The organism is Paenibacillus sp. S28 (assembly GCF_016624415.1).
Lineage (GTDB): Bacteria > Bacillota > Bacilli > Paenibacillales > Paenibacillaceae > Paenibacillus_AQ > Paenibacillus_AQ favisporus.
The window spans coordinates 116858-129187 of record NZ_JACVTM010000002.1 but is presented as its reverse complement, the minus strand read 5'-3'; the positions used below and the strand labels follow the sequence as shown (position 1 = coordinate 129187).

Annotated in this window: 8 protein-coding genes; 2 read left to right on the top strand and 6 right to left on the bottom strand. The window is 56.5% G+C overall.

Annotated features, from left to right (window positions below):
- Window positions 1–157: 157 nt before the first annotated feature.
- Both IAE55_RS04975 and IAE55_RS04970 read right to left on the bottom strand, forming a co-directional pair.
- The gene (locus IAE55_RS04975; RefSeq protein ID WP_200631284.1) at window positions 158–3478 is read right to left on the bottom strand and encodes a DEAD/DEAH box helicase; all 3321 of its coding nucleotides are present in this window, start codon (window positions 3476–3478) and stop codon (window positions 158–160) included.
- Window positions 3479–3622: 144 nt separating this feature from the next.
- Window positions 3623–4696 carry an undecaprenyldiphospho-muramoylpentapeptide beta-N-acetylglucosaminyltransferase gene (locus tag IAE55_RS04970; RefSeq protein WP_200631283.1) on the bottom strand — a complete coding sequence of 358 codons (1074 nt, stop codon included), beginning with the start codon at window positions 4694–4696 and terminating at the stop codon, window positions 3623–3625.
- Window positions 4697–4967: 271 nt separating this feature from the next.
- Here IAE55_RS04970 and IAE55_RS34220 point away from each other — a divergent pair, with 271 nt between their 5' ends.
- Window positions 4968–5117 (top strand): RAxF-45 family protein, encoded by a 150-nt coding sequence (locus tag IAE55_RS34220; protein WP_279628456.1) that lies wholly within the window; start codon window positions 4968–4970, stop codon window positions 5115–5117.
- A gap of 90 nt (window positions 5118–5207) precedes the next feature.
- A complete protein-coding gene (abc-f, locus tag IAE55_RS04965; protein WP_200631281.1) occupies window positions 5208–7181 on the top strand; it encodes a ribosomal protection-like ABC-F family protein in 1974 nt (657 codons plus the stop codon).
- Between the two features lie 180 nt (window positions 7182–7361).
- Here abc-f and IAE55_RS04960 read toward each other — a convergent pair whose 3' ends face one another.
- The 4 genes from IAE55_RS04960 to gcvH all read right to left on the bottom strand — a co-directional run bounded on the left by IAE55_RS04960 (window position 7362) and on the right by gcvH (window position 12301).
- Entirely contained in the window at window positions 7362–7994 is a 633-nt protein-coding gene (locus IAE55_RS04960) for a 50S ribosomal protein L25 (RefSeq protein WP_200631279.1), read from the bottom strand.
- Between the two features lie 368 nt (window positions 7995–8362).
- Window positions 8363–8821, bottom strand: a complete 459-nt coding sequence (locus IAE55_RS04955; RefSeq protein ID WP_145023379.1) for a cupin domain-containing protein — start codon at window positions 8819–8821, stop codon at window positions 8363–8365.
- Between the two features lie 308 nt (window positions 8822–9129).
- Complete coding sequence (pulA, locus tag IAE55_RS04950; protein WP_200631276.1) at window positions 9130–11466, bottom strand: type I pullulanase; 2337 nt, start codon at window positions 11464–11466, stop codon at window positions 9130–9132.
- A 442-nt stretch (window positions 11467–11908) separates the two neighbouring features.
- The gene (gene gcvH / locus IAE55_RS04945) at window positions 11909–12301 is read right to left on the bottom strand and encodes a glycine cleavage system protein GcvH (protein ID WP_076169681.1); all 393 of its coding nucleotides are present in this window, start codon (window positions 12299–12301) and stop codon (window positions 11909–11911) included.
- Window positions 12302–12330: the final 29 nt, after the last annotated feature.

Sequence of the window (12330 nt, the reverse complement as noted above, 5' to 3'; positions counted from 1 at the left end):
GAGGTAAATTTCGCCATTGCCGTTCATATTCCTGCATCCTTTTCATGAAAATTTATCGGGATCAAATGGAGCTCGGCCCGTTCTCGCAGCTAGACAAGAAAAAAACCGGCCCCTCCAAGGTCCGGTTCACGGTACTTCCATGAATAAAAATGACTCTCTATAAGGCAAGCAGCTCGCGGATTTCCTGCTCAGTCAAGGTCGTGACCGCGTCATCCGCCGACTCCATCACTTCGCGGATCAAATCCTTCTTCCGCTGCTGCAGCTCCAGCATCTTTTCCTCCACGGTTCCCTTCGTCACCAGGCGAATAACCTGAACCACGTTTTTCTGCCCCATCCGGTGGGCGCGTCCTGCGGCCTGTTCTTCCACCGCCGGATTCCACCATAAGTCGTACAGGATGACCGTGTCCGCTCCGGTCAAGTTCAGCCCTGTCCCGCCCGCTTTGAGCGAGATCAGGAATACGTCGTTCTCTCCCTGGTTAAACCGCGAGCAGGTGTCCACCCTCTCCTTGGCCGGAGTCTGCCCGTCCAGATAAAAGACCGGAATCCCCCGCTGGGCCAGCTCGCTGCGGATGATCCGGAGCATGCTCGTAAATTGGGAAAAGATCAGGATCCGCCGCCCGCTGCTGAGGCATTCGTCGACTACGTCCAGCAGTTGGGAGAGCTTGCCGGCCGGACCTTCGTACCCGTCCACAAACAGCGAGGGATGGCAGCACAGCTGACGGAGCCTCGTGATGCCGGCCAATATTTTCATCCGGCTCTTCTGGAACCCCTCCATCTCCAGGTCACGGATCGTCTCTTCCTTGAATTCCTCGAGGTAAGCGGCGTACAGCTTCTTCTGCTCAAGGCTGAGCTCCGAGCGCTGAACCGTCTCGATCCGTTCCGGCAGCTCGTCCAGCACATCGGCCCTTAACCGGCGTAAAATGAACGGCTGCACAATTCGGGAGATCTGGCCGCGGGTCAGGCCGCGGAAAGCTTTCTGACCCGTAAAAAGACCCGGGAATACCGCCTCGAAAATCGACCACAGCTCATCCACCGCGTTTTCGATCGGCGTGCCCGTCAGCGCAAACCGCCGCTCCGCACGGATTTCCCGCACCGCTTGAGCGGTCTGCGTCGCGTAATTTTTGATCATCTGGGCTTCGTCAAGAAACAGGGTGCTGAAGCCCATCTCCCGGTACAGCCGGATATCCTTGCGCAAGGACGGATAGGAGGTAATAATTACGTCCGCCTGCTGCGCAGCAAGGCTGTTAGGAGATTCGGTTTCTGCGCCCGCAGCCGCTATGCGAAGCAGGGAATCGCTGCGCTCCTTCCGCGCGCCAAGGGCCACATGAACATGAACGGACGGAGCGAATTTCTGGAACTCGCTCTCCCAGTTATATACGAGCGATGCAGGGGATACGATCAGGACCGGAAGGTGCCCGCCTTCCTTCTCCCTGCGTTCGGACACAATGTAGGCAATGCTTTGCAGCGTTTTGCCCAGCCCCATGTCGTCGGCCAGAATCCCGCCGAACCGGTAATGGCCGAGCGTCTTCAGCCACTGAAAGCCGTCCCGCTGGTAATCCCTGAGCACGTCGGCAAGCTCCTCAGGAACATCGAAGTCCATCTGCTCGGGATGCGTCATATGATCAATCAGCTGCCGCAGCGATTTCCCCATCTGGACCCCATAAGCCCGGCCTTCCTTGTCACGAAGCTGCAGCCCCTTGACCAGAGGAAGATGGATGCGGCTGCCGGTAATATCGCCTTTTTTCATCCCGAGCTCATCATACAGCTCGCCGAAAGTTTGGAAGGCTTCCTTTTCCAGGGACACATACGCACCGCCGGGAAGACGGTAATACTTCCGCTTCTCAATCACGCTCAGCAGCAGCTTGCGGATTTCTTTGTCGCTCACATGGTCCAGCTCAAAGTTGATCTCGAGCCAGTTGGTCGTATGGTCCGTGTCCGCCTTGATTTTCGGAGGCTTGTTCGGATTGTGCATCAGCTGCTTGACGGCGGGAGTGGCGTATACTTGGACCCATTTCTCCAGCTTGGGCAGCAAATGAAACAGGATGTCGTATACGCTGTCTTCTTCCGACAGGTCCAGCACCATTTCGCGTCCGCTCTGCACAAAGTCCGTTCCTTTCAACGCCTCGATCATCCGCCGCTCCTTATCGGTATCCCGGACCAGAATAAAATCGCCGTCCTTCCGGGCATCTGTATCGGCAAATGCATCGATCACAACCCCGTCGTACACGAATTCCAGCCTTGCGGTCAGCTCGGTTTCGTCCCGGTCCAAATACAGCTTGGCCACGAGGTCCGGCTGCACCAGCTGATCCCGGACGCTGGCGTCCATGCCGACCTTCCCAATGCGCCGCAGGCCGGGAACCACCTTCTCCATCAGTGCGTCCATCTGGTGCGGTGATATGTTAATCCGCTTATGGTCATAGCGGTATATCAAGGTTTTCATCTCTGACAGCAGGAGCAGGTCGCGCACCGGCAGCCGGTATATCGTGCCGTCAACAGCTGCGCAGCCGTATGCGGTCATCACGACGACCCGCTTCAGCCCGTTGATTTCCAGATGATAGGCGTCGCCGCTATCAATGCTGCCCACATGGAACGACAGCGGTATCTGGCCTTCACCCAGCTGAATCGGCTGAGGCGAAGCATACTCGCGCTCCATCGCGGCCCCGGCCTTGACCAGCAAAGGCAGCAGCTCGTTCCAGCCCAGCGGCGGGATCGTCAGCATCCGCTGGCTGCCCGAGGCTGCGAAGCCGGGAATGGAACGGCCTGCTTCATCATACGCGAACTCGCTTCCGCAAATCCGGATCAGCATGTCGATGACTGCCCAGTCCTCCGGCCGGAACGTGTGCTGCTTCGGGCTGTATGTGAACAGCTTGGTAAAAGGCAGGCTTCTCCCTTCCTCGATGTGAAGCAGAAACTGCCTGATATTTTGCACGACGTACAGCCGGTTCGATCCGACCTTCATCTCGATCCGGAACTTCGGTTCCGGCTGATACTCGTCCGTCACTTTGCAGATCCATTCCACAGCCAGCGTTTCCTTAAGCACGCTCGCCGCTTTCTGGCCGGTCTTCAGCCGTTCGCTGTCCGCCATCTGCTCAAACAGCTCGATCAGTCCGCTGGTGAGCCGCACGTCCCTGGAGGAAACCGCGGGCGTCGGAATCGGGACGACCTCCCCCCGCGGCTGCATCCGGTCCGCCCCGCCCTTTTCTTCTTCCAGCAGATAGATCAAGATGCCGGCGATATGCTTGCAGTAAGGATAATATCCGCCGAAGCCCGAACAGTGGCAGGTTGCGCTGAAGTCCGCTCCGTCGATATCGACCTCGACCCGGTATATATCCTCGTCCTGCACTACCGCTTCAATGTAACGGTTATCGTCATCGCGTTCCACGATCATGACCTGACCGTAGGCGCAGTATTCCTCACCCCGTTTAAAGGCGGATGCGCCGCATAGTGATCTGATTCTTTGTGAAGTAAACGCCAGCATGTCTTCCGTCCTTTCCCGTCTCCTGTCCTAAAATCTCGTGTACTCAATATACCATAGTTCGGCTCAGGAAAGCGAAAAATTAGGAACTCTTGTTCTCTATTCGTTCAGGTAAAATAAGGTTCCTTTCCAAGGTGCAGACGATCTTCAACGTCGCTTTGCGGTTTCTTTGATCAGCTTGAATACTTCCGCAAGCGCGTCCGTCTTTTGGCCGCTCTCCATGGCCGATACGTAGGCATCCCGATGGGCATGCAATGCCCGAACCCGCTCGAGCAGCGTTTGCGGAGACAGGCCTTCCTCTTCCAGCACTTCGGCATAACCCGCTTTTTCGAACGAATGCGCATTAAGGATTTGATCGCCCCGGCTTTGCTGCCGGGTCAATGGGATGAGAAGCATCGGCTTGCGCAAAGAAAGAAACTCAAAGATCGAATTGGAGCCGGCACGGGTGATCACCAGATCCGACATCGCCAGCACATCCGGCAGTTCATCGCGAATGTATTCGAATTGACAATAGCCGGGAACCGTCAGCGCCGGATCAAGCTGGCCTTTCCCGCATAAGTGCACGACTTGAAAAGCTTCCGTCAGCTCAGGCAGCGCCTGGCGCACCGCCCGGTTAATGCTCTGCGCGCCAAGACTGCCGCCCATCACCAGCAGGACGGGCTTTCCCGGTGTGAACCCGCACAGCTTCCGTCCGGCGGCAGCACTGCCCTGTTTCAGCTCATTCCGGATGACGGCGCCGACATGGCGGCCCTTGCCCTTGCCGATATGGGCAGCCGCTTCCGGGAACGTCGTGCACACCGCTTCAGCCATCGGGATGGCAATCCGGTTGGCCAGCCCCGGCGTGATGTCCGACTCGTGAATGATAACCGGCACCCGGTTCAGCCAGGCACCGATGACGACGGGCACCGATACAAACCCGCCTTTGGAGAATACAATATCCGGTTTCCGGCGGCGGATGAGACGGTAGGCCTGATAGACGCCCTTGGCGATCCGGAACGGATCCTTGGCGTTTTGCCAGTCCAAATACCGGCGCAGCTTTCCTGTCGATATCGGAAAATACGCCACGTCCGGCAGCGGCGACACCAGCTCCCGCTCGATCCCATTGACCGAGCCTATGTATTCCACCGCCCAGCCCTCCTGCCGAAACAGCGGGATCAGCGCCAGGTTGACCGTGACATGTCCGGCGGACCCTCCGCCGGTAAACATTATTTTTTTCTTCATGGGACCCTCCACTCGTTTCAACCACTGCATCTTATTGTATTATAATGCCGGTCTGGAGATAAATGCCCGTCCCGCTATTACAAATCAGCCGTAAACACCGACACCCCTTCGACAGCCCGAAGCCGAATTGGGACCACCCCTCCAAAACCTGCTGAGGGTTCTGATCAGGGTTATATGGCCATTTTCATAAAATGTTTCATCCATTGCTTGCTTTTAGCACTCGTTGTGGATACAATAAAGCTAACTTTTTTCACAGGGAGGTGAGGTAGAAGTGGTACGCAATTTTGGAAACGACCGGATCAATCAACTGCCGATGATTTTGTCCGGCATTTTTTACAGAGTTCCTGTTAACGGGATCCGTCTGTCCATTTTTAACAATCCGGTTGTTTTACAAAATTGCGAAATGCCGCTCCTACCTTAACTTCAACGGATAAGCGTTGAACGTTCAAGCCGCAGGGACATTTCCCTGCGGTTTTTTTCTGTAGATGCGGCATCTATGGAGGAAAATACGATGATGATTCAATGCAAAAACATACAAAAATACCATGGTGCCCAACTCGTTCTGTCCGATGTATCCTTTGAAATCCGCGAAGGGGAAAAAGCGGCCCTGATCGGCCGCAACGGCTGCGGAAAAACGACGATGCTCCACTTGCTGAACGGCGGAGACAAGCCGGACCAAGGCGAAATCTCCATTTCGCGGGGCGCCAAGCTTGGCTTCCTCGCCCAAATTCCCCAAGCCGGAGACGGCGAAACGGTGTATGACATCCTGCTGCGCGCCTTTGCGGCGCCGCTAGAATGGCAGCGGCGGATGCGCGAGCTGGAGGCGCTGATGTCCCGCTCCTCCGCTTCCGGCGGCAAAGAGCCGGAGCAGTGGCTCGCCGAATACGGCAGGCTGCAGGAACGCTTTGAAGCAGCCGGCGGATATGAAATGGAAGCGACCATTGACCGCATCGCCGGCGGCCTTGGCATCCCCGCGGGCCAGTACACCCGCCCCTTCGCCTCCCTCTCCGGGGGAGAGAAAACCAAGATCGGGCTCGCCTCCCTGCTGCTTGAGCAGCCTGATGTGCTGCTGCTGGACGAACCGACCAACCACTTGGACATGGCGGCGATCGAATGGCTGGAGCAGTTCCTGAAGGAATACCGCGGCACCGTGCTTACGATATCGCATGACCGTTACTTTCTCGACAAGCTCGTGACCAAGGTGGTCGAGATTGAAGACGGAGAAGCCTTTACCTACCACACCGACTACAGCGGTTATCAGAAGGAAAAGGAAGAGCGGCTCCTGCAGCAGTTTGCCGATTACCAGGAGCAGCAGAAAAAAATCAAAAAGGTGCAGGAAAGCATCAAGCAGCTGATCGAGTGGGGCAACCGGTCCAACCCGCCGAACGCCGGTTTCCACCGCCGTGCCGCCTCCATGCAGAAGGCGCTCGACCGTATGGTGAAGCTGAAGCGGCCGGTGCTTGAACGGAAGACGATGGATTTGTCGCTGCAGCAGGAAGACCGCTCCGGCAAGCAGGTGCTCGTGTTCGAGGAGCTGGGCAAATCGTACGGCACGCGCACCTTGTTCAAAGGCGTAAACGAAACGCTCCGGTACGGGGAAACCGTCATGCTGCTCGGCGGCAACGGAAGCGGCAAGAGCACGCTGATCAAGCTGGCCCTGGGCGAGCTCGAACCGACCGAGGGGAGCGTGGCCGTCGGCTCGCGCGTCAGCATCGGTTACCTCGCGCAGGAGGAAACGCCGGAATCCGTCAAGCAGAACGTGCTTCAGTACTACCGGGAGCAGGCCGGCATCGAGGAAGGTGAAGCCCGCGGCCGGCTGGCGCGATTCCTGTTCTACGGCGCCGATGTATTCAAAGACATCCGCAGCCTCTCCGGCGGGGAGTGGACGCGGCTGCGCTTCGCCATCCTGATGGAGCAGAAGCCGAATTTGCTGATTCTGGACGAACCGACCAACCACCTGGACATTGACGCCAGGGAAGCGCTGGAAGAGGCGCTCGAAGAGTTCCCCGGCACCATCTTCGGCGTATCCCACGACCGGTATTTTATCAACAGGCTGGCGGCCAGAATTTGGAGCCTGGATCACGGGCGGGTCCGTTCCTTCATCGGTAACTTCGAGGATTACAAACAGGAAATCCGCAAGCTGAGCGAGGCCGAAACGGCGGAGCAGGCACGGAAGGCAGAGGCGGCTGGCTCAAAGGCCGCGGAAGCCGGCAGCCAGGGCAAGGAGCCGGTATCCAAGCCGGCTGCTGCGCGCCCCGATACCGGCGAGCGGCGTTCCCGGAAAAGCGACGCCTCTGCTTCCTATTCACTCGAGCAGTCGATCAAGGAGCTTGAGGCCCGTCTGGGGCAGATCGACGCCGACATGCTGAAGGAAAGCGCCGCCTCGGATCTGGGGCGCCTGCAGCAGCTTCATGCGGAGCGGGAGCAGCTGCAGGCACAGCTGGACGCGGCGTATGAGCAATGGCTGGAGCTGCAGAACGCGTAAACAGGTGATACGTATACGAGTGAAACGTACAAAGGCGATTGGCAGTACACAAACAACCGTGCACCCACTTCGCCAAGTGGGTATACGGGCAGTGCATCTCACACATGCCTCATGCAAAGAAACCCCTGGTCGTGAACGACCAGGGGTTTTCCTGTACAAGCATGTATATGATAAGACGTTTTATTCGTTGTTGTCTTCTGCAGCCGTTTCCGCCGCTTCTTCTCCCTCCGCTGCCACGGATTCGTCCGCAGCCTGGGCCTCGGTCGCCATGCGGGATGCCGTTACAGAAGCAACCAGCTCTTCCGGTGAGGCTACGAGCGTTACGCCGGATGGCAGCTGGATGTCTCCGGCTATCAGCTTGTCGCCGATTTCCATATGCGATACGTCCACGGTGATCGTGGATGGCAGATTTGCAGGAAGCGCCTCGACTTCAAGCTCGGTCTCCTGATGCTGAAGCACGCCGCCCACCTTGGTGCCGGCAGCCGTACCTTGGAAGTCGATCGGAACGCGAACCTTGATCGGCTTGTTGGCGGAGATGTGCATGAAGTCCACATGCATCCACTCACCGGCTTTGCGCTGGTAATCCTTGATGATCACGTCCAGATCCGACGAGCCTTCCACCTTCAGCTTGAACACTTCGGACCGGCCTGTTCTGGCAACTTTCGCCAGCTCCTTCGCATCGACGCTGACCGGCATGCTCTCGGTCTGTGTTCCGTAGACCACCGCCGGAATGCGTCCGCTTTGTCTCAAGCTGCGCAGGCTCGAATGCTTCGTGTCGGTTCTTCGTTCTGCTGTAAGAGAATGAGATGTCATCTTTTACAACCTCCTCTGATATTTAATCTGTCCCCTGCAGTACACAGGCATATCTATGTATTACCCATTTTTGGCGAAATCAAAACCTTGCAGCGCAAAACAGCCGGCTGCATCTGAAGCAAACGAAGTACGCTGCTTAGCCCCGAGTACACCGAAGGAAGGAGCAGTGTATCTAAACAAAAATGTCTAGCAGCGTCCTTTGAAGGAAGCTAGACGGTTTTTAACTGAAGCTTGTGTCTGACGCTATAAAATTGCCCAGCTCCCGAAAGTTATCCTTTCCAATATCACAAAAAATCCCGCATCGGTCATTGCAACCGTGCGGGATTTGGGCTGGCCCGGCGAAGCGGGACATGCCGCTGCCGAAGGATTTATTTTCCGGATATCATCGTAAAATCGTCAAAATGAAAGCCTGGGGAAACGACGCAGGAGACGAACACCGGCTCGTCGCCCAGCGGCTTGGCCGCCTGCCAGACATTGGCCGGAACGAGCGCCTGCGGCACCTGGCCTTTCTCGACATCCATTCCCAAAATGATTTTGGTCTCCCCGCCCGGCTGTTCCCCATCGCCTCCGAGCAGCAGCTCGAGCGGACTGCCGGAATGCCACAGCCACAATTCATCGGAATAAACGCGGTGCCACGCGGAGGATTCCTCCGGATGCAGCAGGAAATAAATCGAAGTCGCCGAAGGGCGCGAACCCGAATACTTGGGATCCAGCACGTCTTTCGGGATTTCAAAGGACGCCTTCCATAACTCCTTGTACCACCCGCCCTCGGGATGGGGCAGCATGTCAAAGGTTTTCACCAGAGGCGACAGCAGTTTCTCGGTCATCGTAAGCCTTCTTTCTCTGTTATATATCACCCTATCCAAGGGAATCTCACTTTACTTTATAGGAATCACCCGTTTTTGTAAAATGCATGCATCCCTATCCCGGTTACAGAAAAGAAAGCTCCATATTTCCGTCATACCGTCGCCCCAGGCTTCTAGGCTTCTAGGCTTCTAGGCTTCTAGGCTTCTCAGCTTGCAAGCTTCTAAAGCGGCCAAACCTTCCAACCTGTTAAGCTGCTCCATTCCCAGGTTGCCGTACGCTCCAGCCAGCCCCCTTACACAGACGGCCACATTCTCCCGGCACCCGGGCGTCAGCTGATCTTCTTCCAGTCGTCCGATCCACTCCGGACAAGCACCTTCAGCTTGCTGTGATGCCATCCGAGCTTGATAAACCGGTCCTGGTCGCAGTCCTTCGCCTCCCACTCGTTCAGCCGCACGATATATCCGATTTCCTGCACGTTCAGCGGGACATATATCGTCGCCACAGCGCGTCCGTCCTCCATCCGGTCAAAATCGACCCGGCGCTCCCGCATGCCGCTGCCCCATACCCATAAGTTCCAGCCGTCATATTTACGGTCCTGGCGCTCATAATGCAGCTCCACCGTCTTGAGCGGGCGCGGACGGCCGCCTTCTTCCTCATACAGAACCATGACCGACAGGCCTGGGACGCTCACCGTTTCGTCTACGATCATCTCCAGCGCCCCGTTCCGGGCCTGAAGGTTTTTGACGGCCACCTTCCAGCCGGTAATGGAAAACGGAATGTCGACCTGCGCCTCCCGAACGTTTGCGTTGTAGATGACGATGATATTTTTCCACGTATCGCCGTTGGCATGGTCCTTCAGCCGGTAAGCGACGACATTGCCGTCGCAGCGCATGACCTCCATGCTCCGTTTGATCTGCTCCTTGTCGGTCATACGGAACGCCCGGTGGGCGCGGCGCAGCGCGATCAGCCCCTGGTAATACTCGAATACCGGCAGGAACCGGGACTTGTTGCTCCAGCGGATGGCGTTGATCGCATCTCCACTCCGGTAGCTGTTGTGGTCGCCGAATTTGCTGCGGAGCATCTCGTCACCCGCATGAATGAGCGGAATCCCCTGAGAAGTTAGCACGATGCCGTTGGCCAGCAGCGCTCTCCGGACGCTTTCGTTCTCCAGCAGCCGGTCCTGGTCTATGCTCCGGTAAGGATCGGTGGCTGCGACAGCATCTTCGAGGCTCCCCCCTCCGGCAAGTTGGCCGTTATCGATACCCCGGATCAGATCACCTCCCAGTCCCTGCGTTATCAGTACTTTATCCCACAGGTTAAGGTTGTCGTGAACCGTCACATAGTTGATCGTCTCCGTAGGTGATCCGGTGAAATCGTCGATTGCCCCCTGAACGCCGGCCAATACCGCCGCTTCCTTGCCGGGCTGCCCCGTGGCGAAGCCCTTTCCCGAACCGTCGCTGTCTCCCTTGATGGCCCCCCGGAAATTGTCGTTGAAAACGGCAAAGCCTTTGCCTCTTTGGGACCCTTTCAAGGTTTGCTGCTTCAGCGGCGTTTCACCGCCTGTCCAAGGCTCCCCGTAAATCAGCAGTCCCGGATGTTCGCGGCGGAGCTCCTCGGTGATCTGCGCGATCGTGTCCGTGTCGATCAGACCCATCAGGTCAAAACGGAATCCGTCGATATGGTATTCTTCCGCCCAATAGCGCAGGGAATCCTTGATGTACTTGCGGACCATCGGGCGCTCGGTTGCCAGCTCGTTCCCGACGCCGGAGCCGTTGCTGAACCGCCCTGACGCATCGGTCCGGTAAAAATAACCCGGCACAAGCTTCTCAAACAGGCCGTCCCCCGCAGAGTAGGTATGATTGTACACCACATCCATCACGACCCGGATTCCTTTGCGGTGCAGCGCCATGATCATCTCCTTGCACTCCCGGATCCGGACTTCGGGGCTTGACGGGTCGGTCGCGTAGGAGCCTTCCGGCACGTTGTAATGCTGGGGATCATAACCCCAGTTGAATTTCGGTTCCGCCGAGTCCGGATCATCGACCGTCAGCTCGTTCACCGTCGCATAATCAAAAATCGGCAGCAGATGGACATGTGTCACGCCGAGTTCGGCCAAATGATCGATGCCGAGCCGGCTGCCGGCTGCGTCCCGCACGCCTGTCTCCGTAAACGCTTTGAACTTGCCTTTATACTGGAGCCCGGAATCCGGGCTGATCGAAAAATCCCTGACATGCAGTTCATAGAGAACCGAGTCTTCCACCCCCACAAGACCGGGAGTTTCATCCTCTTCCCAGCCCTCCGGGCTTGCGGCCTTCACGTCGACGATCGCCGTCCGCTGCCCGTTGGCACTGACCGCCCAGGCGTAAGGATCGGCCGCATAAACTTCCCGTCCGTCCGGGTGCTCCACCTTGTACATATAATATTTTCCGGCCAAATCGCCTCTGAAATGAAGTGACCATACGCCGCCTTCTCCGCGTCTCATGCCAATTTCGAACCCTCCGGCGTGATCGGTAAGCGCTCCGCCGTCATAAGTTCCCGCGTCGTCGTACAAGGCCAGGGTTACCTTCGCCGCCGTCGGCGCCCAAACTTTGAATATACTTTCAAGATGCGTATAATGACATCCCAGGTCGCCGCCTTCATATATTTCCACGTTATTCATCATCATTCATCTCACCACCATGGTTTACCTGAATAAATGCCTCAAAAAATCGCTTTCACTACATCCTATGTTACTTTCTTGCCATTTGTAAGGGGTTCTATAAGCTTTTCACTGCCCAAATTTACGGGACAGCTGTGACTGCATGGTTAAATCATTATATGCTTGTACGCTAGCATTTACCCCATAGTTGCACGGTTCTTTCAAATTCATAGAATAATAGATGCAGCGCAACTTCCATTTAGCGGCGTATGTACACTCCTCTTATTCTTGTTTTCGACAAACCGAATCCTGGTCATAAATAAGCTCGCTTGAAGGAATAGTTAAGAAAATTACCCGCACTGCAGGTGCAGTAAGCTGTGCAGGGATAACGGGCCGTCGTATAAAATCGTCGTATAAAATCAAAGAGGCTGCGGCACGATGTGCCCCAGCCCCTGTCTCGATATCGTTATTATTCGTTCAAAAATTGCTCATACTGCTCTGCCGTCAGCAGCGATTGCAGCTGCTCGTCCAAATCTCCTTCAACCTCTACCTCGATCATCCAGCCTCCGTCGTACGGCTCGCTGTTGACGAGCTCCGGCTCGCTTTCCAGCGCATCGTTGATTTTGGTCACTTTGCCGCTCACTGGACTGAACAGATCCGACACGGTTTTGACCGACTCGATCGTTCCGATGCTCTCTTCGGCCGCTACGTCGGCGCCGGCTTCCGGCAGCTCCACAAATACGATATCCCCCAGCTGGTGCTGGGCAAAGTCGCTGATCCCGATGCGGACCACAGATCCGCCTGCCTTTTCCACCCATTCATGATCCTTGCTGTACCAACGGTTCTCCTTCACATTGCTCATCGATTTCGCGTCTCCTTTGATTTCAATTT